Here is a 24959-nt window from a genome sequence, read left to right as displayed (position 1 = left end):
ATAGCGAAACGCTACTATTATCGTATGGAGCATCAACCAGGAGCAGCAATATGCCAAACGGAATGCCAACCCCGGAACAACTATGGAATGAAGAGATCCGTTTCTTTTCAATCGACACTGATATCATTCAAGCAGCCGGGTACAATTTCGAGGCAGGCGCCCTTAACCAGCTCCACAGGCAACTACCTTCCAGTATGGAGCTACAATTAACAGAGGTAGTATTCAACGAAGTGATCAACCACTTGATGGAACCCATACTAAAATCCATCCAAGAGCTTAAAAGTGCAGCCGCCAATCTTAAGCGAAAAACCGATCTTCCAATGGATCGCGTAAGTAATCTGTTCAACGAACTTACACCAGCAGAGTCGTCCCGAGCATACTTCCAAAAACGAGTAGAAGATTATACGCAAATATGCCGTGGTGGAATCCTAGCCACGGAAGGGGACGGCATCTTGGGTGAACTGTTCCGCAGATATTTTGCGGTGGACGCACCATTTGGATTGAAAACAACGAAAAAATCGGAGTTCCCCGATGCTGCAGCGCTTTTAGTACTTGAAGGTTACGCTGTAGACAACAGCACTATGGGGATAGTTGTGTCGGTTGATGGCGGCTGGCAGGCGTTCGCATCTCAATCTGAATACCTTTATTGCGTGAAATCTCTAGACGAGCTTACTACACTGTTTAAGGCCACCGGAGAGGTGCCTTCTCAGATTCAGGAAGCGATCCTAATAGCTATTGAAGACCCTTTATCACCACTGCGCGCTCAATTAAACGACGCCCTTTCAGAGCATATTGGAAGCTCCGAATGGCAAGTAGGAGAAATTTACACAAATACTGGGTCCCGTGTTGAGGGCGAAGTATCAGATGTTAAAATAGATAACCAAGGAATATCAATTGACGGTATCGCCATTTGGAATGACGAAGAAGATCCAGCAAAGTGGTTAATTGAGGTGACTGGATCTATCAGGGTTGACGTAGACATCTATGCAACGGTTTTCTTTTGGGATCCAATCGATCGCGATGAAGTGGAGATCGCACCCGATGACATCAGCAGCGCAGAAGATATTGAAGTTACAGCATTTCTAACCTGCTCAAATGTGCAGGCCGGTTCAGCGCCAATGGACTGGAATGTAGAAGTGGAGATAGCTGATGGAGAGTACACCGTAGATGTGGGGGAAGTGAATGCATTTCCTTGGGAAGAATAGGCGCTGCCCCCCAAAATACATGGTGGGTCATTGACCTGACGGTGATAGATTTTGAGAACTCCTACCATAAGACTCCTAAGCAGGCCACTTGTAGGATGCCTTGAGTACAAGTCGGCTAACTGAATCGGCTTTATCGGAAGATAACACTATAAATGAAGTACCTAAAGCTTTTGAGTCACGGCAGCAAGATTGGAGCAGCAGCAGTCGGCGGTGCTATTGAGGTACTTGCGGGCCCATTAGGACCGGGAGGGACCGCCATTAGTGCTGCGCTTAGAGAAGCTTGCACAGTGGTACTAGATGATCTGGCTCAAAGATACCTATCACCGCGTGAAGAGCAGCGCGTCGCAGACGTAGCAGCTCTCGCCATCGACGGAATCCGAGATCGACTCCTTTTCACGCCACGAAGAGACGATGGATTTTTTGACAGAGAAGATGACGCACCATCGCCAGCGGAAGAGCTTTTCGAAGGGGTTCTGTTAAGCGCCAAGCAGGAGCACGAACAGCTCAAGCTTCCCTACCTCGCTAACTTCTATACGAATCTCGCTTTCGCCTCCGATGTGAAGCGTGCGGAAGCGAATTATCTGCTGACCATTGCCGAAGTGCTGACGTATAGGCAGCTCTGCATACTGAGTTTGGCCAATCAACTTGAAAAATTCATCGTTCGAGATCAGAGATGGCCAAGCGGTGGTCTCAGCAACGAGTCCCGCGATATTTCGCAACAAGCGGTTTACTTGTACCAACGGCAGCTACTGGTGAGTTGGAACGAAAAACGAACCGACGTTATCATCGAGGCGGGTATCATCATTCCTAAATCTGCCTTCGTGAGCACCACCGGCCAACAACTTTTTAGGCTTTTAGGTCTTGAAAACATACCCAAACCAGAATTACTTGAGATTGCTCACTTCTGGTGAATCATCGCATCCCTACGTAACAAGTCGTGGAGAGCCTGCGAATCATGCGACCTACCGCTGGTCAGCGCGTAACACGTAAAAGGGGACACACGTAAAAGGGGACAGATTTATTTTTAGGAAAATAAATCTGTCCCCTTTTTTGCACATCTACTGCCCTCAGTGAATAATAGTCTGTTTCAGGAATAAATCCCCACTGGCCGATTGAGAAGCGATTCAAAAAATATCATAAGGGCTGCTCTTCTTTGTAGGGTCATACATTTTCAGAATAAGGCTTCCGTCTTTCTGAAATTTAAAACAACCAGAGCCGCTAAAATATTTTTTCTGGACAATCACGATTCTGAGTCAGCTGAACATCGAAACACTCGATTTCAAGGGTTCGATCTACAACCTTACCTACATAGTCTTCACTAAACTGTAATTTATATCCCCTACCCCTTAAACACTTTAAACTGTGCGCCCGGCAGTAAGGGGCGAGCTATGGGGAGCCCCTTGGTGTCAGAATGGTATATCTACCTCAAAAATCCATGCTCCCTTATACCTGTAAATTACCAAAAGGCTTTTACTGACAATGTCAATGCTTTCTTGATCTGAGTTTAATTTGTCGATTTCCTCTTGCTTAAGATTTGGAAGCCCAATTTCAAGTCTCTCCGATGCCTTGTTCCAATAAAGGCTCAGGTCACCAAAATTAATTAACTGCCGAAATAGTCTATGAATTCGCCACTTAAGATGCCTGGAGACTTCCTCAGAAAAATCCTTAAGAAGAATATCTTGCTTTTTTCTATTTCGAACAGCATCCTTATAAAACTCTTCATTAGCTCTCGAAAAATAACCACAATTAAAATCATGAAGCTCGCTGTATTCTGCCATGACGTCTTCCAAATAATTGAATCGAATAAATCTAATTCTGGATGACTGCGCAGTTCTTTTTATTATATATGTAGCTATATAAGTTTCTGAGTTTATACTGCTTGCAGTTTTTGTGTTTTCATCGAATAGTATTTTTATTATTTCAGAATCTACAATGGATAATAATGAAAAGTGATAAACGCAAGGTAGTTTTTTTCTAGAGGGAAGTGAGTCGAGTTCGTACGACTGAGCTTTCATAAGAGATGTTATAGAAGCAAAAATATTTTTATCATTTTTAGGTGTTCCTGAGATTTTATTCATCTCTTGAAAAGCGAAAATATCTACGCCAGGGCTTTCTAATGCTTTTATTTTTAAGCCTCTAGAACTCTCATAATAACTCTTTGAAAAACCTGCATCTTGAGTTTGATACCTTAGTGCTTTATTGTTACTCCAAACATGAAGTGGTTCAAAATTTCGATTAGGGTCTCGAAGATCCAGCTCTCTTGAAAGTAAGGCCCAAACGTTAGACTCGTCTTTTTTGCAGCTTATAATAAGTGCGGTATAGACTACAAAATCCCCGACATTTTTTGTTTTGTATGCAACCAAGTCAATTTCGCGAACAACATCTTGATGATCATCAATGTAATATTTATTGCTGATAATCGTCCAGCCATTTTTTCGAAAGACTGTGGATGCTAAATGCTCTAAAACAAACCCAGTCTTCTCTATTTCGCTTTCAAAATTTTCATATGACATAGCTTGGGTCCCTCCAGTCTCTCCAGATTGCAAATCTACTCCTCTCGATGTTACTTTGATAGCGTAAAGAGGGGGGCCTCTCAGAAATCTCTTACCACCTGGAGGAGCTTTGGAAGTCGAGATTTAAGAAGTGGATCAGCTATTCTCGGCAATGCGGCTCAACACGTAATGGTAGACAAAATTGTATCCTTGGCTGCACATTTAGACTTCACGAATCAACTTTCCCCGCCACCTGCGCAACAACGGCATTTCCGGCACTGAACGCCTCCGCAAGGTTGGCCGCATCCAGTCCGAGGCAAAGCCCATCATTTTCAGACGCTCTCTGCCGCTCAACCATCTGATCCCACCCGTTCGGCTGAGCGACGAAAGTGTTACAGCCCAGAGCGATCTGTGATCCGGCTTTATTCGCCAATAGAGTATTGGCAGCCCAGGCATCCGCGGGTACATCGCCGGTTGGTCCCCTTTTTTGTCCCCTTTTCTCCGCGCGCTGAGATATCTGAACGTTGGCAGCTCCAAGCACCTTGGGCTTGGAAGAAAAAACACGTTGCTTGGTTTCTTGACCAACGACTACCTAGGCGATGCGAGGCGACTCGATATTACTACCTGCTGACAGTGCGGCTGATAGCACGTCGTTTAGAAAGGCAATGGGACTTAAAGTACTAAGCGAGGATCTGTCTTTGATAGTTACAACAGACCGCAATCGCCCCTAAGCTGTCTTTCACAAAGAGCAGCAATTGGCCAAAATCAACCAACTGCTACTCCCCGCCTCCAGCGGTTTTCGTTTCAAGACTGCCTTCGAACCAGAATTACTGACCATCTTAACGAACTACCATGCCGAAATAGCACGCCCCACAGTTGCTTTCATTGCTTCCGCCACCAATTCCAGAAATTCAATGTAATCGAAAATAACTTCGATCGCGAAACCAGTTGTGCCCCCCAGGGAATGTACTGTCTCGTTTCGTCGATCATAGAACTCGATCCATTTTGTTTTTATTCTTGAGCAGCAATCTTCTTTTTTTGTGACTCCAAAATAAGTTTTTAGCCTAGCGTACTCCGCCATTGTTTCAATGACCTTACTCATACCAAGCCTGGCCATTATCTCAACAACGACTCCGGGCTTGAAATTATTGGAGTGATGGGGAAATACCTGCACAGCAAGTTTTGCTGGGTCGTTTCCAATAACGAACCCTTGCTGCGCCTCTAAAGCACTTCGCAACTTTGCTATGAGCGTAGCATCCGGAACCTTACTTGAAAGTATGCTTGCATATTTCAGTTGTTCGCGCGATGCTTTCCAATACGCCTCGCGAACACTGTGCTTACGTGCGTCCGGAAAGGAGGAATATTTATCCATTAGCTCATTGGCGCATTGGACAGTTATTTCTCTGACAAACTCTTCAAAAGTGGACGCCAGAAAAATCAATGCCATGGAGTTGGCTGTGTTGCTCGTTTGCGCTCCGATGTTATTAAAATTCACCAATGGCCTAGCTGTACTAACTGCTGCTGGAGTTTTACCTACCGCTTCCACAGCCGCAACTACTTCACGAATTTGCTTGGTCCGCTCCTTGAAATCTTGCAACGGCCCATCGAGGTCTGCCTGTGGCATTAAAGGTAACCACCAAAAAACTTACGGAAAATATCGATTCGATTTTTTATATCAGCAGCAGTGTTCGCCGAACCAGTAAGAACGCCTTCGCCATAACTGGCAACTAACTTGGTGTAATCTGCTTTAATAATCTTCTGATTAAGCAAAAGTTTATCGCGAGAGTTCAAGATTTCGTCAAGCGCAATCATCACACCGTCGTAAATTCCAGCCACTGGACGATAAGCTACTCCCCGGCGCGGGAGAGTTAAGCAGAAGGGATGGCCGTCAAACAACTCGTCCGCTAAATGCAATACAGACAAAAACCTTTTCCCCAGCTCCGTCGCATCATTAATGGAGCAATCAATGTATCGCTGCATGCATTTATCCAGCATTGACTTCATTGACCCTTGGATAAATGACTCATCTCGGAGAGCGAAGAACCGCAACACTAACTGGCAGTCACCCATGGTTTTGTACAAGGTATTTTTCTGCCGCGCCTCATCCTCATAGTATTCATTTGGATCTGAGTTTGTATAAGGTGGTATGCCCCAAATTCTGGTAAAAACAACATCACGGGACAGCTTGACAATTAACTCATTAAATCCGCCACCGTAGATTGCATTTCGAATTTCCTGCGCGCTAAGCCTCTTCCCGCCTGTATTCAAACGCTCAAAAACAAAACGGCGCAGTTCATAAAACCTCGAAGCACCCGCCTTACGAATTTTCCCTTGGGACTCCTGCAGCAAAACAATAGCGGAAATCGATGCACGATCCAAGCTCCGTTTAACTTTAGGGGGTAACTTGTTGTAAGTCTTACCGTTCAGTGACGGAACTATTTGCAGACCGCGAAGCGAAAAATCATTACTCAAAAATTCTTTGATCGCGTTTAGTCTTTGCTGCCCATCCATTACCTCGTATCGGGCAAGGTCATTTTCGTATAGAAAAACTGACGGAATGGGAACGTTCAGTAGCAAAGATTCAATCAGGAGAGACTTTTGTTGGTTCGACCAACGGAGCCGACGCTGATATTCAGGACGCAGATTGAAGTCTTCGCCATCTGTAATAAGATCACGAATCTGAGGTAAGAAAAAATTGTTAGTTTGGTAAACCACCCTGAAAGGTTGGCTCCCCATATCTTCATCAATGATCGAATCTGAGGACTCATCTAACTCCTCGGCATCGACCAATTCCTCATCCTCGTCAATGTCGTCTACAACGTCACGTGGTTCGATGGGCATCTTATTATTCCTTAGTATAGATTCGTTCATGTTACGTCAGAAAAAACATTATCACCACTATGTCTACTCCTATGAGCCCGTCAAAAACCCGCTCTACTTTAGGTGTCGGTGGTTTTTACCTTGGAGTCTCACAAATGCATAGCGGGATGCCGGCGCGAACGTCTGCTCTACGTCTAATGCAGGCCTTGGCGGGCCCAGGCTATGTGAAAACCTCAACTGAATTTCCAAGATCGCGTTCCTACGCAAAATCTGGAAAAGCTTGGCTGCTCCACTAACCAAGAATACGCATAAGAGCACGATTTTTAGGCTGTTTTTTGAACAGCTTGACTGTTCGGAAGGTTTTCCTAGCCTGGGTCGATAGCGGCCGTTTGTAAATGGCTGCTTCCAGACATTGTGTATCCATTCCTGCCTGGCATTCAGAACTGGTGGTCTAAAATCTCACTAAAGCTTTCAAAATCTCTCCAGTACCAGACATCCTCTCCCATAGCGTCAGTCAAAAGATGCCAAAAATTCCCGGTTCGATTCCACAGAAAGCCATAACTAGCTGATTTGTTTATAGATACCGTATGAGGTACGTCAAAAAATCCACCAAGTCCCAGTCCCGCGAAAACCGTGCCCTCACGGCCAACAACCGTTCGTCTGGTGCCTCCATTTAAAATCAAAAGCCCGCTCTGATGAGACCGCCTGGATTGAGAAGGATCAGGCGTGGACTTCGCCATCCAGGACATCGCCCCCCCCATAGATTGATGCTCTTGTGAGCCGACTACGCCTTGACTACCACTGTGGCATGAAGAGCCGGAACCCGTCGCACGCTCAAATTACCGGAGTAGAGCTTCCGTGGAGCACGACCGAGCTACGCGGTCGGACCAACGAGCTGTTCACACAACGTCGGGTCTATTCCAGGTACGGGATTGGTTGAGCTCCACCCCGGTGTCTTGTAATGAGCAGAAATGGCTTTCCAAAAAAACTCATATTTCCTACGCATTTTGGACGTGGGAGAATGTTGTGTGCGCTTACTGCTGGGTCTACATTCCGAGGGTCGCTGCAAATTCAGCGATGCGGGTTTCGCAGCCCGGCGGTTTCTGTTGGCGCACAGCGCCGCGTAAGCGGCTTTTTCATGTCTGCGTTATGGCGGGCTGTGCGCAGGAGGCTTATGCCTGCCGGTGTTCCAACAGACCGGTCTGCGAACCTGCGTACAGTTCGCCACCCTTGTTTCGCAGCGAGAGTGGAGATCTCCTTAACCTGTTGGAGATTCACCATGGCTAAGAAAATCACCCCCGATCCACCTCCTTGCCGCACTTCCAGTCTTTCTGAAAAGAGCGACTTTCTATGCGGTGTCGTGTACGGCGCTTTAGAACAGATAAATGCAGATCCACCGCCGTGCCTGCTGCTCGATACCCTCACCACCACCGCTTTCAACACTGCCCCTCCCGACTGCGCCCATAGGTCACCGCTGTTTTCCGTACAACCAGGAATCACCGCCATGGTCGCGTTGACCCATGTCTCGGATTTGCTCAAAGTCGCCGAGTTGAATGCCGATGAAATCGGTCCTCATCTGCACGGCGTTGATCGCGATCTGTTCAGGGGCGTGATGCATGCGCTGGAGCTGTCGCGGACGGTGGTGGACTCTCTGCTTGCAGGGGCCAACCCGCAGCTGTCGAGCTGAACCCGGCCTTTCGGCAGCCGCCCGGTTCGGCGGTTGCCGATGCTGCTTAGACGTCCCAGCCCGCAGTCCCCCAACTACCGCGCCCGCCCACCTGAACCGCTTTCCACACCAGCCAGGCCCTGAATGGTGCCGCACTGGAGCTCATGGTGTTCGGGGAGGTGTACTTCCAGCCGCTGCGCAATGTGATCGAGCAGGTGCTGGAGCTGCGCCACCTGCGGGCGCTCAATTCCTGCTGAGTCAAGGCCGGTGTTTGGGGACGATTACTGACCGGTTTTCTCGGGCGCCTGCGTGTCACGAAAACGGCCAGGAGCACTCGGAAACGGTGGCCGTCCAGGGGACCCATTTAGAGCCCTGGTCTCGGCCTTGCCGAATAGAAATCCTCTTCTACACTAGCCTGACTCTACTTGAACGATGTGCTGATGATCCTTTCTGCTTCAGATGGGTATTTCAGTTTGGTGGAACCGTACCCGCTACAGACATCAAACCCAGGGGGCATACATGCCACATTTTTATGAGTGCTCGAATATCAACTGCAAACAGCCCTCAAGATCGGAAAAAGAGATAAGTCCTGACTTATGGTACAAATACAAGTGTGGGACATGTGGGAACCCCATATCCAAATCAATACAGAACCCGGGAATATTTCTGGTAAAAGCGGTGAAACCCAATCCGTTTGCCCTGCCCCCCAAGAAACCCACAACTCCCTCACCCGTACCCTCATCAAATACTGACATTGCAACAAGCACGTTCATACAAGTCGAGGAAGAAAAAAAAGAAAAAATCGCGAAAAACAAACGCGAACATAGCTTGATAGCAGAGCCATTCGAAATAAAAACCAAAATGGAGGAAGAGCTTGAGCATACGGATAAAAAAACGAAATACATGGTTGGCGAGTCTGTATCACAAGAAAAAATATATGAAATGCTGGATGCCAAAGGCTACCTGTTCTTCTCCAGAGCCATGACTTTTGTAAAGCACAACAAAGCGCTTCGCGGTAAAAACATCAGCACCAGCGTAGTCGAAGAGCCCGGATTCTTGAATGGCCAGGCAAAAACCAAGAGCTTTTTGTTTAATCATTATGCGATTGGACTTAACGACGTGAGGAGCGACAAGGGCAGTTTTGCCGGGACATTTCCAGACTACTACGTAAGCAAAAACCAACAAATCTTTGCGATTGAACTGAAAACCCCGCAAAGTAAAATGATAGATTTCCTTGACCTGCTTGACAAGCCGATCCAGATGCAAGATCAGCTGGAAACAAATGTCGAGAGGACGATAAGAACAGAAATCGATAATAGAAAGAAGCATCTGCCCCAAGGGGTGTTACAGATCCTGATGTTTGATATCTGCAACCTGACTGGCTTCAAGGAAGACCCCATCGTGCAGTTCTACGGTGTCGCCAGCTCAGGAAAAAATGAAATCTGGTTCGCCGAATCCTTTCACTCCTTCATGTTCTGCGACAGCGATGCGAAGAGCGAAATACTACACCTCAAATTTTCAGAAATAGAGAGCGCGGTGAAAAACAAGAAAAACATGCCCAAGCTATCTAATGGATGGATTGATTTTGCAAAACTGGAATCAAACAAAAAATGGTTCACCCCTTCAACGACCATCCAAACGAGTAATGACGCAGAATTTGTCACACCGACAACTTCAACAAACAATAAATGACCGCGATACCGCTGCAACATTTTACTTGAGTGATAGTGCTCAACCGGTCAACCTGCCATTCTCCGGCATCCCCCCCAGCCAGCACCGGCTGCATCCGCCACGGGGAACGGGTATGACAGCAATGATGTGGGGGTTTACTCGTATGGGTTGCGGTGAGCGCTGGCGAATCTCGCCTATGCTGCCTTATGCTTTTTGAAACGGCTTGCGCCTTGAAATGCATTGGCGACGGTACGGTGCGAATGTCGAACAAGCGATGATACCGGTGTAGACGCCCATGACGAATGCCACGCCCTCCATCAAACTCAGCACCCTTCGGCCGATAGCTCCCTATCTGGGCATGCGGGGGGTGTCACCGCTGGAGTTCTTTCGGCGTTTTGATATTTCCCCTCATGTGTTTCAGAACCCTGATGCCTGGGTACCGCGAGCGGCCTGCTTTCATATCGCCAATGAAATGGCGGCGATCACCCAGGATCCCTTCGCCGGGGCCTGCGTGGGACACCTGATCGAAGTGGGCTCCCTCGGTGCCTGGGGCGAATTGATATTGGGCTCGACCAACCTCGCCCAGGCTTGTGCGGCGGCGGCGGTCCATACGAAATTGCTGCATCAGGGCGGGGAAGTAAAAATCATCACCGAGGGCCGTACGACGAGGCTGATCCAGCAATTTACCGGACAGCACGGGGCTGATCCCAAGCAGGTCATTCTCGGCACCCTCGCGGTGCTGAGAAAAGTGCCTCTCATGTCCGGCGAGCCTGGCGCCATACGCATACATCTGAAAAACCCGAGGGAGCGAGGAGACGAGGCGCTCGAAGAATACCTGGGCGCGAACCTCGAAATGAACGCCGAGTACAACATGATCGAATTCGATCGTGAGTTGCTCGAGATTCCCCTGCAAAACACCCGCGATGATGCCTGGAAGACCACCCGCGCCTTGAGCTCCACCGCTCGGGCGGCCGATGTGCTCGCCAGGCAGATATCCGACCAGGAACAATCCAGGCTCGCCAGCATTTCAAGAAAGATGGGAATGTCGCCTCGAACGTTGCAGCGTCGCCTCGAATATTGTGGCATCGACTTCGACGCATTACGTGATGAAACCCGTCGCAACGAGGCCTTTCAGTTAATCGCCAGCGGTAAATACACCGCCACGGAAATTGCCTATATGGTCGGCTACAGCGATCCGGCACACTTCACTCGTGCCTTCAAGCGCTGGACCGGGAGCCCGCCATCGCGCTATCGCGCGGTCCTGCAACACGATAGCTGACATCCTCGCCTGCCCCATCACCCTCCTCCCGAGCATTCCCCTCCTTCAGGCGCTGCCCTACCGGTACGCGCCCGCTTCGCTTTTGGCACCAAATGGCAAGTTTCCACCAGGACGTTCTTATAGAGTCAAAAAGGTAACGCCAACTTATAAGACCACGAGGTTTCAATGTCCCATTCATCCCTGGCCTGCATCCTTGCCCTGACGCTGGCAACTTTTGCAGGTGCGAACGCCCAGTCATCCTCAGATGCGGCGATACCGGTTGGTGTGGATAACTTTGTCCGTGCCGAGTCCGATCTCTACATGGGAAAAATGGTGGCGAGTGGGGGTTTTGGTCAGTTTGTGCATAGCCGCGAACCGGTGCCCATCGACGCTCAGAATGTCATCCGCATGAACCGGGACACGCTTTACTCCTCGGCGGTGTTCGATCTCGATGCCGGCCCCGTGACGATCACGTTGCCCGAGGCCGGCAAGCGCTTCATGTCGATGCAAGTGGTCAACGAAGATCAATACGTACCCGCCGTCCTCTACGAAGCCGGCGACCATATGCTGACGAAAGAGGCTGTCGGCACACGCTATGTCTTTGTCGCTGTCCGCCTGTTCTTCGATCCCACGGATCGCCAGGACCTTGAGCAGGTGCATGCGCTGCAGGATGCAATCAAGGTCAGCCAGGCCCAAAGCGGGGAGTTCGTGGTGCCGAAGTGGGATCAGGCGAGCCAGAAAAAGATACGCGATGCCCTGGCTGTTCTGGGCTCGACGATTCCCGACTACAACCAATCCTTTGGTCCCAAGGGCAAGGTCAATCCGATCCATCACCTGATCGGAACCGCGACGGGTTGGGGCGGAAACCCGGCCAGGGACGCGATCTACCTTGGCAGCGCCATACCGAAGAACGATGGGAAAACCGTTTACCGGCTCAAAGTAGGAGATGTCCCGGTCAACAGTTTCTGGTCTGTGAGTGTTTACAACGCAGACGGCTACTTCCAGAAAAACCCGTATGACGCCTACTCGTTGAATAACCTCACGGCCAGGAAAAGTGACGATGGCTCGATCGTCATCCAGTTCGGCGGCTGTGACGGCAAGATTGCCAACTGCCTGCCTACCCCTCCCGGCTGGAACTATACGGTCAGGCTCTATCAGCCAAGTTACCAGATACTCAATGGCCAATGGCGTTTTCCACAGCCGCAGCCCGTCAAACTCTAATCAAGTACATCAACTAAAAAGTTTCGACGCTTATAAACAAGCGCAAGAGCTGACACGTCAGGGACTTCTCTGAACTACAGAGTTTTACATCAGGGGAAAGAAGCAATGACACGCCCGGTTAATTCACACTTTTCCAGATATCAGGGGATGGCCTTTATAGGCGCGACCCTCGCATTGGCGATGGCACTGCCCGCCCATGCGGACGATTCAAGCAGGACGCCCTCCGTGACGGCAGGCGGCGGCGTCGCCGTGGGTCCTTTGTACGAAGGCTCTTCACGGTACGCCGCGTTCCCGTCACTGAAACTCAAGGCGGTCCTGCCGACCGAAAGCTGGGGCACGTTTACCGCGGCCTTCCCGGAGGGGCTGCGTTGGGACTTGCCGGGGCTGGCTCCTTTCGGGGTGGCCCTGCTGATCGGCTACGACCAGGGGCGCAAGGAAAGAATCCAGACCCTGGGCGGTCGTGACGATTACCTGAGGGGCATGGGCAACCTGGACAGCACGGCCCTGGTCGGGGCGGAAGCGTACTGGATCCTGCCGGCCGGGCGCCTGTTTGTTCGTGGCCTGCAATCGAGCCAGAACCGCGATTACGGTGGCGAAAGCCTGGGCCGTACGGCTTACCTGGAAGCCGGGGTCGCCACGGCGTATCCACTGTCGTCGACATTGACCCTGGACTCGACGCTGTACGGCACCTGGAGCAACGAGAACGACATGATGGCCCGCTTCGGCGTCACGGCCCAACAAGCCGCGCGCACCCGGTTCGACGAATACCACCCAGGCGGCGGGATGCGCGACGTGACCTTGAAACTGGGCCTCACCTGGCAATGGCAGCCACAGCTGGCACTGGAAGGCGGCATCAAGACCTATGCCCTGGTCTCCGATGCCCGCAACAGCCCGCTGACGGATGAGAAGGTCGGCGCGGGCGCCTATCTGAATGCCCTGTACCGGTTTTGATCGACCGGCAACCGGGCTGGATAAAGGAACAATCGATGAACAACCTATACAAGCAGTTGGGGCTGGCTGGCCTGCTCTGGTCAGGACTGGTGCTGGCTGACGATGCGACCACCAAGGTCACGGACCCTCACTTCAAGCTGGCCCCAGGCTATCTTGACCCGGCAGACCTGCCAGTGCGCCTGGCGTTGCTTGGCGCTCCACCCAAGCCGGACACTGCTGCCTTTGCGCGGGATGAGGAAGCACGCTGGGCGGCGCTGTCGCTGCGGGGCACGGCCCGGGAGAGACTCGCGGCCAAGGATGCGGAGCTGTCATTTCCAGGCCCGGCGCAAGCATTCTCCTGCGCGATGGGCACGCCGATCACCGAGAAAAACACGCCGCACCTTTATACGTTGATGCAACGCACCCTGACGGACGCAGGTGGCTCCACCTACGCCGGGAAGAATGCCTACAACCGAACCCGCCCCTTCGTGGCGCATGACGAAGGGACATGCCGCAAGGACATGGAACCGCTGCTGCGCACGGACGGTTCCTGGCCGTCCGGCCACTCCGCGGCTGGCTGGGCCTGGGGGCTGGTGCTGGCCGAGATTCAGCCGGCGCGCGCCACTGAACTGATGACCCGCGGCTTGTCATTCGGCCAGAGCCGGGTCATCTGCGATGCACACTGGCAGAGCGACGTGGATGCCGGCCGCATCATGGGGGCCGCCACGGTGGCGAGCCTGCATGACAACCCGGCGTTCCTCGCGGACCTCGCGGCCGCGAAGGAAGAGGTCAAGGCGGCGCAAAAAGCAGGCTTGAAACCCACAGAGGACTGTGCGGCCGAAGGCGTGGCGCTCTCGCTGACCCAGCACTGACCGGAGAAAAACCATGATGCACAGTGACAACCGGCGCAGGCCGACCTGCCTGGCGCTGCTGGCTGGCGCCCTTGCCACAGCCAGCCTGCCAACCGTGGCCATGGCGGCAGACAGCGACGAGTGGCAGTTCAACGGCGGCCCTTACGTGTGGGGCGCCGGTATCCGAGGACACGTTGGCCATCGCAGCACCGGCACCCAGTTTATAAAATCCGACTTCTCCGATATCGCGCGTACCGTCGATATGTCGGTGATGCTCATGGGCGAGGCGCGGCGGGGTCCATACAGCGTACTCGCCGACCTGATGTATATCGACACCGACACCCGCAACCGTCTGCCGGCGGGCGCCCCGGCGTCCAAGCTCGAGGTGGAAAGCAAGACCGCCTCCGGATTCCTCGGGGGCGGCTACACGGTGCTGGGTGATGACAACCATCGGTTGGATGTCGCGGGCGGCGTGCGTGTCTGGTACAGCGGCACCACCATCAGTCTGCACGGTGGGCCCGCGGGTGGCCTATCGGGCTCGGACAACGCGACCTGGGCGGACGCCATGGCGGGACTGCGCGGGCACTATGCCGTGAATGACCGGTTCTGGTTGTCATCCTGGGGGATGGCGGGAGCCGGGCAGTCCCGGGAAGACTGGGACCTGGCAGCGCTGGCGGGCTGGGAGTTCTGGCCCGGCTTTTCGGCGGTGGCCGGCTACCGGGCCATGGGGGTGAATTATCGTCACGATGGGTTCGTCTACGACATTGTCCAGAAGGGGCCCTTGCTGGGTATCAGTGGAAGATTCTGAAGTGGCGCATGGACCTGGGCACCCATTGGGGAATCCGGTTCCACGTCACCCGATTGAATGCACAGCGCACAGTTATCCGGGTGTCCCAACGCTTCTGGGAGCGTAATCCACTGATCGATACTTTTGTGAGCCAACTGCGCCTTGACGGCCAGATGCGTGCAGCCTGACCCTGGTAATTCATCACGTTCACGGAATAACTCCCGCCTGTTCAATACGGGTTGGGATCCTGGTTTATGCCCAATTATGCAAAATTCCATAATTATGTTTTTCAACATAATTGCGCATAGTTCCACCCACTCCCTGGCAAGCTTCCCAAAAAACAAAGGCCCGCCCAACGGCGAGCCTCTGCCTGTTGCCTCAAACCTGTCTCAATGATGCGCCCCCTCCGAAATCCCCCCGGAGCCATCCGACAGGCCAATGCTCACGTTCTGCATCATCCCCTGGTCCTCGTGATCGAGGATGTGGCAGTGCAGCACGAACTCGCCGATATAGCGCTCGTACCGGGTGCGCACGTACAGCGTGTAGACCCCTTCACCCTTCGGGAATACCGTCGGATTGGAGCGGCTTTTCACGAACAGGGTGTCTTTCCACACGCCTTTCAAGCCGGCGTATTCGTTGTCGCCCTTGTCGGTTTTATCCACCGATCCGGGCACGCTCAGGTCAGTGCCGTCCGGGCCGATGATCTTGTCGATCTGGAACGGGTTGACGTGGATATGGAACGGATGACTCGCCCGCGCCGATTGCAGGACCCACTGCTCCGCCGTGCCCAGTTGCAGCTTGCGATTGATCGTCCCCGGCTTGTAGGGCACGGCATCCGCCAAGGTATTGCCCACGGCGAACTTGGTGTTCTCCGGATCGCTGGTGTCGATCAGGAAGACCAGGGTCTGGCCCTTGCCCTTGAGCTCGCTCTCGGCGATGTCCGGGTGCGGGATGAACTTGTCCAGGTGCAGGCCTTTTTCCAGGTCCTTGACCACGGTGTCGCGGACATCATCGGGCATATAGTGCCTGGCCGCCGCGACCAGTACCTTGGTCAGGTGCGCGGTGGTGTCCGGCACCTTTTCGCCGGCGCCGACATCGACAAAGCCGAGCAATTGCCGGCTGCTGGCCGCCTGGTCGACGTTGCCCGCCGCACTGGCCTGTTCGTCGATCACGCAGTAGCGCCCGGACTCGGGGAAGGTCAGCAGCAGGTCGTTCCGATAACCCGGCTGCAAGGTCACCATGTCGCGCTTCTGCGCCTCTTTCATGGTCAGGCCATCGGCTGCGATGACGTGGTATTCCACCGGTTTGCCGGTGCATTGCTTGTCGATGAACTGCGCCGACTCCGACGCCGCGATGCCCAGGTTGCTGGCAGGCTTGGCGCTGTCTTGCAGCCGGAGAAACTTCAGCTTGATGGTGTCGCGAATCCCCGCGTGCACCAGCCGCCAGCGCTCGACCTGCCCGGGCTTTGCGCCATCGAAGATCGGCTGTACCTGGCCGTTGACGCTGGTGTAGCGCCCCGAGTCGCCCCAACTGGAAGGCTGGAGCTGGTCGAACGACTCGACTACCCCCGTTTCGCCGTCCTTGCAGGTCCAGTCGAGGACTTTCTTGTCCTTGCCGTCCTTGTCCTTGACGATGTTGTAGCGGAAGTTACCGTCCGCGCCCTTGCACGCATAGGGGATCTGCTGGAACACCAGCAGGCGCTCGGGAAACGCCTGGCCCTGTTCATCCTTGAGCAAGGTGTCGATATCGCCGTTGACGTCCTTGCCGGGCAGGCGATCGCCATGGATGACCAGCGCGCCGGCCATGCCGCTGGCGACCTGGATCGCAGTCGAGCCATGGCGATGCGGGTGGTACCAGAAGGTGCCCGCCGGATGGTCGGCGGGGATGTTGTATTCATACTGGAAGCTGATGCCCGGGTTGATCGACAGCAGCACGTTGTCGCTGTTGCCCGACGGGCTGACCCACAGGCCATGGGAGTGCAGGTTGGTGCCGTTGAAGCAGTGCGGCGCATCCGGATTGGTCTGCGGCTGGGTGCAACTGGGGTCTGCCGGCAGCGTGTTGTTGAGGCTGATGCGCACCGTGTCGCCGGGGGTGGCATTGATGGTCGGCGCCACGAACGGTGCCGCCGGGTCGACATCGGTGCCGACATAGCTGCGCAGCAAGACCGGGACATCCTGCCGGGTAGCCGGGTCGTAGATATGATTCCTGGTGTATTTGATCGTCAGGTCCAGGCGCCGCTCGGTGCCGGCGTGACCGGGCGCCGCCTCGGGGGCCTGGGTGGACTTGAGCAACAGGGTCCCGGTCTTCGGCTTGGGCGCCTCCTGCTGCAGGCCCGGCGGGTTGTAGAACAGCCGGGAAGGTTCTACCGCGAGTGCCGTGCCGCCGTGGCCCATCACTGCCAGGGCGAGCAGGCCCAGGGCATGGCGAGCTTTGTCCTTGTGCAATCCTTTCATGGTACTGCTCCTGCAAATCAACCGTGAACATCGAGAGTCGGCACGGTAGCGATAGGCAAAGGCAGACACGCAGTATCCGTTTCCGACCACAGCCATCCGTGCTGGCATAAAGCTAGTTCGTTATCGGCGCAGTGCAATGTTTATTGGGGTTTGCCAATGTTTTGGCTCGCAAAGTCAGCGAGCCACCGGTGCGGCAAATCCTTCGAAGGCCTGACGCAGGGCCTTGGCATATTCGCGGCTGCCGAGGGTCATGCTGTTGATATGGTTGCCGCCCTTGATCAACAGCAGTTGCTTGGGTTGCACGGCGGCTTCATACAGGGCCTTGCTGAAGCGCGATGGTACGTAGGGGTCGTCGGTGCCGTGGACGATCAGCACCGGGATGTCGATCTGGTTGATCTTGTCGATGGAGTCGAATTTCTCCGAGAGGATCCAGCTGACCGGCAGCGACGTCGGGATCGCCGCGCGGGCGGCATCACCCAGATCGGTAAAGGTCGATTCGACGATCAGGCCGGCCGCCTTCGGTGCCTCCTTGCCGCTGGCCAGGCGCTCGGCCAGGTCCACCGCCACCGCACCGCCCAGGGAGTGGCCGTAGATATAGCGTTTGCGCGCGTCGGGTTGCAGTTGCACCAGGCGTTTCCAGGCATTGCCGGCGTCCTGGTACACGCTGCGTTCGGAAGGCAGGTCGCCGGGGCTGTCGCCGAAGCCGCGATAGTCGATGGCCAGCACCGAGAAGCCGAGGTCGCGCAGTTGAGTGATGCGCCCGACCTGCGCCGTCAGGTTCCAGCGGGTGCCATGCAGGTAGAGGATGGCCGGCGCGTTGGCCCGGCTCGACGGCCACCACCAGGCATGCAGGTAGTCGGAACCGACCAGCCCGTCGCTGACTGGGATCTGCAGTTCCCTGACCCCCGCCGGAATGCCGCTGAACCAGCTCGCGGTGCCCGGCTGGATATTGAACAGCAGCTCGCGCTCCTTGTAGGCCAGTCGCGAACAGCCGTAGGGCAGGCCGACGGCAAGGAACACCGCGAGCAAGCCCAGGGACAACCAGCGGCGACGGGCGATAAAGGTTCTGACGGTCATGGCGCCCGGGTCTCGGTCTCAGGGATAGCGTCGGCTCACAAGGTCCACAGATTACTCGCAACCGGCACAAACAAAAACGCCCCGAACCAGTCGGGGCGTTTGTTCAACCTGGCATCAGGTTGCTACTGCCTTGTCGCGCCGATCAGAATACGTTGATCGGGTAGTCGACGTACACGCGCACTTCGTTACCGCTGACGTTGTACTCGCTGGATTTCTCCGACACACGCAGGATCGAGCTACGCAGCTTGACGCTCAGGTCCTTGGCCGGGCCGCTCTGGACCACGTATTTGACCTGGTTGAAGATTTCCCGCTCGGTACCGCCGGTGCTGGTGGAGGTGGTGATGTTGTCACCCCGTACATAGGCGACGTTGTAGGTCAGGCCCGGTACGCCGAAGGCGCCGAAGTCCAGGCCGTAGCCCAGCTGCCAGGAGCGCTCGTCCGAGGCGTTGAAGTCGGACCAGTAGGAGTTGGCCAGGTAGATGGTGTTGCCGCCATCACCGACACGACCCTGGCCACGCTGGTAACCGCCGTACGGGTAGCCCAGCAGGCTGTCGCCGGTGCTGCGCTGGTGGGCGATGGTGAAGGAATGGGCACCCAGGGCGTAGGTGGCCGCCAGGCTCCAGATCTTGTTGTCTTCGCCGCCGGCGCCGGCCTTGGCCGCGTAGTCACTGTCCAGCTTGGTACGGTAGCCGTTGAAGTCCAGGGTCAGGGACTGATCCTTGGCCACCGGGAACACGTAGTTCAGGTTCACGTACTGCTTCTTCAGCACGTCTTCGACGTCGGAACCGTACAGCGCGGCCTTGAAGTTGTCGGTGAACTGGTAGCTGCCGCCCAGCACGTTGATGCTTTTCAGGCCACCGCTGTCACGACCTTCGTCGCTCTTGCGCGACTCTTCGGTGAAGTGACCGGCGTCCAGTTGCAGGCCCTTGATCTCCTTGGAGGTGATCAGGGTACCGGTGTAGCTTTCCGGCAGCAGGCGCGAGTTGTCGTAGTTCAGTACCGGCAGGGACGGCATCTGGTCGCCGTAGGTCAGCACGGTGTTGGACAGGCGGAATTTCACCGCGGCGCCGGCCTTGGCGATATCACGGGCCGGGTCACCCTTGTTGTCCTTGGCGAAGAAGTCGATGCCTTGTGCACCGGTTTCGCCACGGCCGCCGTCCAGGCGCAGGGCGTACAGGCCGAAGGCATCGACGCCGACGCCCACGGTGCCCTGGGTGAAGCCGGACTTGAAGGTGCCGATGGCGGCCTGGCCCCACTCGATCTTGTCCGGGTTGCCGCTTTTGTAGTCACGGTTGATGTAGGCGTTACGCAGCAGAATGTTCAGGTGGCTGTCTTCGACAAAACCCTTGGCGTCCGATTGTTCGCTTGCCATGGCCTGAGTAGCGCTGAGGATGCCCAGTGCGAGCAGACCGATCCGTTTGTTCAACATAATATTATTTTCCTTATTGCTGGATAAAACGCCCTGCGGCTCCGAGCTGAACCTGTGTGTTGGCGGTTTCACGCAGAAACAAAAAGGCCCGCCGCGGGTGTCTGCGGCGGGCCTTTTATTTATTTTGTTATATGGCTTATAGCCACAGGCGTGACGCGAATCGTATCTGCGACACGACTAAAGTGTCAATTTCGTGAATCCTCGGCAATTAGACAAGATTTCTCGGTCAACCTCCAAAAATGGCATATCAGCCAACGACGCGGCAGATTCGCAGGCATGCCCGTCATCCCGACTTTTGTAACGAGCGCCGCCCCTGTAACAGCAGCGACACATTTAGACACAAACTCCGAGCGCTCGTTACTGACAATCATTATCAGTGGTTAATAACAATCGTTATTATTAACGCCGTCATATCCCTCCCTCTCACACCCTGACGGATACACCCTCTCCATGCCTGCCCCTTATCGCCTGACGCCCGTTACCCTCGGGCTTTGCGTTCTGCTGTCCGCCGGATCTGCCTGCGCCGCGACCACCACCCTGCCGGAACTGTCGATCAGTGCCGATGCCGACCCGGACGATCCGCGGGTCAAGGAGGTCAGCACCGCGACCCGTACCGCCACGCCGGTGCGTTATGTGCCCCAGGCGATCGACTCGCTGAAAACCGCGAATGTGCTCGATTACGGCACTAATGACCTGGGCAAGGCGCTGAGTGGCATTCCCAACGTCAGCAGCGGCGCGGACACCCGTTTCGACAGCCTGCGGATCCGGGGTTTCGACGCCAGCAACGACTTCTACCTGGACGGTATCCGCGACGACAGCCAGTACGTGCGCGACCTGCACAATATCGAGCGCATCGATGTGCTCAAGGGGCCGGCGGCGGTGCTCTACGGCCGTGGCAGCCAGGGCGGGATCGTCAACCGGGTGAGCAAGCTGCCGCAGTTCGGCCGGCGCTCCACGGTCGAGGTGCAGGGCGGCAGCGAAGACCTGCGCAGCCTGTACACCGACCTCAGCGCCGATCCCACGGAAAACCTCAGCCTGCGCCTGAACATGGGCAATGAGGACGCCAACAGCTTCCGCGACGGCGTCAGCGCCAACCGCCAGTTGTTCGCGCCATCGATGAGCTGGCAACTGACCCCGGACCTGAACTGGCTGGTGCAGTACGAATACAGCCGCTACAACCGCACGCCGGATCGCGGCGTACCGGGGATCAACGGCCGCCCGGCCGATGTCGGGCGCGGCACCAGCTATGGCGATCCGCGGGACTACATCGACGACAAGGCGCAATCACTGCGCTCGAAGCTGACCTACGCCCTCAACGACAACTGGCAACTGCGCCATACCCTCGGCGTGTTCAAGCTCGACAGCGATTTCGACAACACCTACCTGACCGGCTACACCGCCGCGACCCGCAAGGTCACGCGTCAGCGCTGGCAGCAGGACCTCAACACCCGCAATATCTACAGCAACCTGGAAGCCGAAGGCAGCTTCGATACCTTCGGCCTCGAACACCGTCTGCTGGCCGGCGTGGAGCTGGGCAGCCAGCGCCGCGATCCGAAGCTCTACACGTCCCTCGCCGCCAACCGCGGCGGCCAGGCGGTGCCCTCCCTGGACCTGTTCAACCCCAACCGCAACCTGAGCCACACCGGCCCCATGGTGCCCTCCAGCGACAACCACACCGAAGTCGAGAGCCGGGCGATCTACGTCCAGGATCAATTGCGTCTCAATGATCAATGGCAGTTGCTCGGCGGCCTGCGCTACGACAGCTTCGATGTCGAGACCACCAACAACCTGACCCGCGTCAGGGACAGCCGCGACAGCCACAGCACCAGCCCGCGGGTCGGGGTGGTCTGGACGCCCCTGCAGGATCACTCCTTCTATGCCTCCTGGAGCAAGAGCTTCTCGCCCGTGGGTGGCGGCCTGATCGGCATTACCCCGAATGCCGCCGGCAACGGCAACGATCTGAGCCCGGAGATGACCCGCCAGAAAGAAGTCGGGGTGAAAAGCGACTGGCTCGGCGAGCACCTGAGCACCACCCTGGCGGTGTATGAACTGGAACTCTACAACCGCCGCACCAGCGACCCGCTGAACCCGGGAATCACCCTGCTCAGCGGCCTGCAACGCTCACGGGGCGTCGAATTGACCGGCACCGGCAAGATCGTCGGCAACTGGTACCTGCGCGGTGGCCTCGGCCTTCAGGATGCAACCATCGTCAAGGACAACAACGGCTTCGAGGGCAAGCGCGTCAGCAACGTCGCCAAGCGCAACGCCAGCCTGTTCCTGACCTGGAAGCCGGAAATGGGCTGGTACGCCGAGACCGGCCTGACCCTGGTCGGCGACCGTTATGCCGACAACGCCAATACCGTGGTCCTGCCGGGCTACGGCAGCTGGGATGCGCTGGTAGGCTTGCGCACCCGCGATTGGGACGTGCGCGCTGCCCTGAACAACATCAGCGACCGCACCTACTACACCTCGGCCACCAGTGCCTTCCAGATCCAGCCGGGCGCCCCGCGCAACCTGGTGGTCACCGGCACCTACAGTTTCTGAGGACGATAAAAAACGCCGCTGTCCGGATCGCTCCGGGCAGCGGCGTTTTTTTTCAGTCCTTTTTAACCCTGCAAAACCCCTAGCAAGGCTTCCAGTTCAGCTTCGCTGAACAGTCCCGCGGGATAGCGGTCGATAATAATCCGACGAGGATCCTGACCTCGGGTGGTACGCGTTCCGTTGCTTTTCAACCACTGGGCCAGAACTTGAAGCGACTCGCTCGTCACCGACAGGGGATGCGAAACTCGCTCGCTGGCTACGTTCATCTCGACGCTCTCCTGGTTCATGAGCGGCTAACTTACTCAAGGTTTATGACAGAACGTCGCAATCTAAAAGACGCTTCGCCTATAGCGGAAGCTGATACAAGAGCTATGCCAAAGTGCCAGTTTTGTCGACCACGACACATAAAAAAACCCGCGACCCATCAGGGCCGCGGGTTAGATGAAGAAATATTTACCATGATGCAAAAGTGCCACTATTTGGAGCCGTGCCACTATTTGTTACAGCCCCACTCAACCATGGTGCGGCGCAGGTTGTTGTTGTGTAAGGCAATGAATATTTCCCCCACCCAGTAACAACTCCCGACCCGGCACCATCACCACCTCATGCTGCGGGAAGAGCTTCTGCAGGATGTCCTTGGCAACGCCGTCCATCGGATCATCGAAACTCGGCGCGATAATCCCGCCGTTGACGATCAGGAAATTCACATAGGAACCGGCCAGGCGCACCGAAGGGTTGCGCTCCTGGCTGCCGGCGACCGCATCGACGCCGGCGCACTCTTCTTCGGTGGCGTACAGCGGGCCGGGAATCGGCATCTTGTGCACCACGAAGGCGCGGCCCTTGGCATCCCGGCTGTTTTCCAGGACCTGCATGGCTGCCTGGCAACGGTTGTAGTTGGGGTTCTGCGGATCGTCGGTCCAGGCCAGCAACACCTCGCCCGGACGCACGTAGCAGCAGAAGTTATCCACATGGCCGTCGGTCTCGTCGTTGAACAGACCGTCCGGCAGCCAGATGACCTTGTCCACCGCCAGGTGCTCGGACAGCACCTTTTCAATCTCCTCGCGGGTCAGGTGCGGGTTGCGGTTGCGATTGAGCAGGCATTCCTCGGTGGTGATCACCGTGCCTTCGCCATCGACATGGATCGAGCCGCCTTCGAGCACGAAACCTTCGGTGCGGTATTCCTGGCAGCGCTCGATATCGAGGATCTTGCCGCCGACCTGCTCGTCGCGGTTCCATGGGGCGTAGAGGCCGCCGTCGAAGCCGCCCCAGGCATTGAAGCCCCAGTGCACGCCACGGACTTCGCCCTGGTTGTTGATGACGAAGGTCGGCCCGCTGTCGCGCACCCAGGCGTCGTCGCTGGACATTTCCACCACGCGGATATTCGGTACGTCCAGGCGGGCCCGGGCGTTTTCATACTGGCCGGCGGAGACGGCAACCGTCACCGGCTCGAACCGGGCGATGGCCTTGGCCACCGCGGCATGGGCCGCCTGCGCCGGCTTGCCGCCCAGGCGCCAGTTGTCCGGACGCTCGGGCCAGATCATCCAGGCCTGGGTCTGGGGCGCCCATTCGGCGGGCATATGGAAGCCGTCGGCGCGTGGGGTGCTATGCAAGATAGTCATGGGGATCAGGACTCCAGGGAACCGTCGAGGGTTTTCAGGGCGCTGTACAGGTTCGGACGGCGGTCGCGGAACGAACCCCAGGCGCTGCGAATATGTTCCAGTTCATCGAGGTCGAAGCTGTGGACCAGGATGCCTTCCCCGGTCTCATCGAGTTCTTCGACTTTTTCGCCGAACTGGTTGGCGATGAATGACGAGCCGTAGAAGGTGATGTCGTAACCGTCCTGCTCTTCGTTGCCGATGCGGTTGCTGGCAACCAGCGGCATCAGGTTGGCACCGGCATGGCCCTGCTGCACGCGCTGCCAGTGATCGCGGGAGGAGATGGTCTTGTCATGCGGCTCGCTGCCGATGGCGGTCGGGTAGAACAGGATCTCCGCGCCTTGCAGGGCCATGCTGCGGGCACACTCGGGGAACCACTGGTCCCAGCAGATGCCCACGCCGATCTTCGCGTAGCGGGTGTTCCAGACCTTGAAGCCGGTGTCGCCCGGGTTGAAGTAATACTTCTCGTGGTAGCCGGGACCGTCCGGGATATGGCTTTTCCGATAAATCCCGAGGTTGGCGCCGTCGGCATCGATGATCGCGATGCTGTTGAAGCGGGCACGGCCGGCCAGTTCGAAGAAGCTGATCGGCAGCACCACCTGCAACTCGCGGGCAACCTTCTGGAAATGCCTGATCGCGACGTTGTCTTCCACCGGGGTGGCCAACTGCAGGTAGTCCGGGTTGGGCTTCTGGCAGAAGTACGGGGTTTCGAACAGCTCCTGGATCAGGATGATCTGCGCGCCCTTGGCGGCCGCCTCGCGCACCAGCTTCTCGGCGGTCTCGATATTGGCTTCGAGGTCCCAGGAGCAGGCCATCTGGGTGGCGGCGACGGTAACGATACGGCTCATGAATCATCTCCTGAACGGTTGCAGAGGGTCGATTCTATGGGTCGACCGATGACAG

19 protein-coding genes and 1 pseudogene are annotated in these 24959 nt (G+C 55.7%); 10 read left to right on the top strand and 10 right to left on the bottom strand.

Annotation, left to right across the window (positions count from 1 at the left end; all coding sequences use genetic code 11):
- Positions 1-50: 50 nt before the first annotated feature.
- Together KI243_RS01560 and KI243_RS01555 are read left to right on the top strand one after the other, a co-directional pair.
- Complete coding sequence (locus tag KI243_RS01560; RefSeq protein ID WP_212810380.1) at positions 51-1205, top strand: PIN domain-containing protein; 1155 nt, start codon at positions 51-53, stop codon at positions 1203-1205.
- Between the two features lie 152 nt (positions 1206-1357).
- Complete coding sequence (locus tag KI243_RS01555; RefSeq protein ID WP_212810379.1) at positions 1358-2116, top strand: hypothetical protein; 759 nt, start codon at positions 1358-1360, stop codon at positions 2114-2116.
- Between the two features lie 495 nt (positions 2117-2611).
- Here the strand turns inward: KI243_RS01555 and KI243_RS01550 are convergent, their stop codons facing one another.
- From KI243_RS01550 to KI243_RS33145, 4 genes and pseudogenes are all read right to left on the bottom strand, one after another.
- Positions 2612-3718, bottom strand: coding sequence for a hypothetical protein (locus KI243_RS01550; RefSeq protein ID WP_212810378.1), 1107 nt, complete (start codon positions 3716-3718; stop codon positions 2612-2614).
- Between the two features lie 826 nt (positions 3719-4544).
- A complete protein-coding gene (locus KI243_RS01545) occupies positions 4545-5321 on the bottom strand; it encodes a HEPN domain-containing protein (protein ID WP_212810377.1) in 777 nt (258 codons plus the stop codon).
- Positions 5321-6538: a DUF262 domain-containing protein gene (locus KI243_RS01540; RefSeq protein WP_212810376.1), complete on the bottom strand. Its 1218-nt coding sequence runs from the start codon at positions 6536-6538 to the stop codon at positions 5321-5323. The genes KI243_RS01545 and KI243_RS01540 overlap by 1 nt, the downstream gene beginning before the upstream one ends.
- A 699-nt stretch (positions 6539-7237) precedes the next feature.
- Positions 7238-7391: pseudogene (locus KI243_RS33145) on the bottom strand (toxin-antitoxin system HicB family antitoxin); the annotation flags it as partial.
- 405 nt (positions 7392-7796) lie between these two features.
- Here KI243_RS33145 and KI243_RS01530 point away from each other — a divergent pair.
- The 7 genes from KI243_RS01530 (at position 7797) to KI243_RS01500 (ending at position 14922) form a co-directional block, all read left to right on the top strand.
- Positions 7797-8204 (top strand): hypothetical protein, encoded by a 408-nt coding sequence (locus tag KI243_RS01530; RefSeq protein WP_177108104.1) that lies wholly within the window; start codon positions 7797-7799, stop codon positions 8202-8204.
- Between the two features lie 657 nt (positions 8205-8861).
- Entirely contained in the window at positions 8862-9875 is a 1014-nt protein-coding gene (locus tag KI243_RS01525; RefSeq protein WP_212810375.1) for a hypothetical protein, read from the top strand.
- 274 nt (positions 9876-10149) lie between these two features.
- Entirely contained in the window at positions 10150-11133 is a 984-nt protein-coding gene (locus KI243_RS01520) for an AraC family transcriptional regulator (protein ID WP_212810374.1), read from the top strand.
- A gap of 165 nt (positions 11134-11298) precedes the next feature.
- Positions 11299-12333 carry a DUF1254 domain-containing protein gene (locus KI243_RS01515; protein WP_212810373.1) on the top strand — a complete coding sequence of 345 codons (1035 nt, stop codon included), beginning with the start codon at positions 11299-11301 and terminating at the stop codon, positions 12331-12333.
- Positions 12334-12438: 105 nt separating this feature from the next.
- Positions 12439-13284 carry a MipA/OmpV family protein gene (locus tag KI243_RS01510; RefSeq protein ID WP_177065136.1) on the top strand — a complete coding sequence of 282 codons (846 nt, stop codon included), beginning with the start codon at positions 12439-12441 and terminating at the stop codon, positions 13282-13284.
- Between the two features lie 35 nt (positions 13285-13319).
- The gene (locus KI243_RS01505; protein WP_177108100.1) at positions 13320-14135 is read left to right on the top strand and encodes a phosphatase PAP2 family protein; all 816 of its coding nucleotides are present in this window, start codon (positions 13320-13322) and stop codon (positions 14133-14135) included.
- A 13-nt stretch (positions 14136-14148) separates the two neighbouring features.
- On the top strand, positions 14149-14922 hold the full coding sequence (locus KI243_RS01500; protein ID WP_017127024.1) for a hypothetical protein: 774 nt from the start codon (positions 14149-14151) through the stop codon (positions 14920-14922).
- A 368-nt stretch (positions 14923-15290) separates the two neighbouring features.
- Here KI243_RS01500 and KI243_RS01495 read toward each other — a convergent pair whose 3' ends face one another.
- The 3 genes from KI243_RS01495 to KI243_RS01485 all read right to left on the bottom strand — a co-directional run bounded on the left by KI243_RS01495 (position 15291) and on the right by KI243_RS01485 (position 19860).
- Positions 15291-17354, bottom strand: coding sequence for a multicopper oxidase family protein (locus KI243_RS01495; protein WP_212810372.1), 2064 nt, complete (start codon positions 17352-17354; stop codon positions 15291-15293).
- A gap of 174 nt (positions 17355-17528) precedes the next feature.
- Positions 17529-18431 (bottom strand): alpha/beta fold hydrolase, encoded by a 903-nt coding sequence (locus KI243_RS01490; protein ID WP_017127026.1) that lies wholly within the window; start codon positions 18429-18431, stop codon positions 17529-17531.
- A 142-nt stretch (positions 18432-18573) separates the two neighbouring features.
- Positions 18574-19860: an OprD family porin gene (locus KI243_RS01485; protein WP_017127027.1), complete on the bottom strand. Its 1287-nt coding sequence runs from the start codon at positions 19858-19860 to the stop codon at positions 18574-18576.
- Between the two features lie 450 nt (positions 19861-20310).
- On the opposite strand from KI243_RS01485, the gene KI243_RS01480 reads away from it, so the two are divergent.
- A complete protein-coding gene (locus tag KI243_RS01480) occupies positions 20311-22404 on the top strand; it encodes a TonB-dependent siderophore receptor (protein WP_212810371.1) in 2094 nt (697 codons plus the stop codon).
- A 62-nt stretch (positions 22405-22466) separates the two neighbouring features.
- On the opposite strand, the gene KI243_RS01475 is transcribed toward KI243_RS01480, so the two are convergent.
- The 3 genes from KI243_RS01475 to aguB all read right to left on the bottom strand — a co-directional run bounded on the left by KI243_RS01475 (position 22467) and on the right by aguB (position 24904).
- Complete coding sequence (locus tag KI243_RS01475) at positions 22467-22667, bottom strand: hypothetical protein (RefSeq protein ID WP_042935701.1); 201 nt, start codon at positions 22665-22667, stop codon at positions 22467-22469.
- A gap of 246 nt (positions 22668-22913) precedes the next feature.
- Complete coding sequence (gene aguA, locus KI243_RS01470) at positions 22914-24020, bottom strand: agmatine deiminase (protein WP_017127030.1); 1107 nt, start codon at positions 24018-24020, stop codon at positions 22914-22916.
- A gap of 5 nt (positions 24021-24025) precedes the next feature.
- On the bottom strand, positions 24026-24904 hold the full coding sequence (aguB, locus tag KI243_RS01465) for an N-carbamoylputrescine amidase (RefSeq protein WP_177118519.1): 879 nt from the start codon (positions 24902-24904) through the stop codon (positions 24026-24028).
- Positions 24905-24959: the final 55 nt, after the last annotated feature.

The sequence above is a fragment of the Pseudomonas sp. Ost2 genome, assembly GCF_018326065.1.
GTDB classification, from domain to species: Bacteria; Pseudomonadota; Gammaproteobacteria; order Pseudomonadales; family Pseudomonadaceae; genus Aquipseudomonas; species Aquipseudomonas gingeri.
This window is presented reverse-complemented; position numbering and strand designations above follow the sequence as displayed.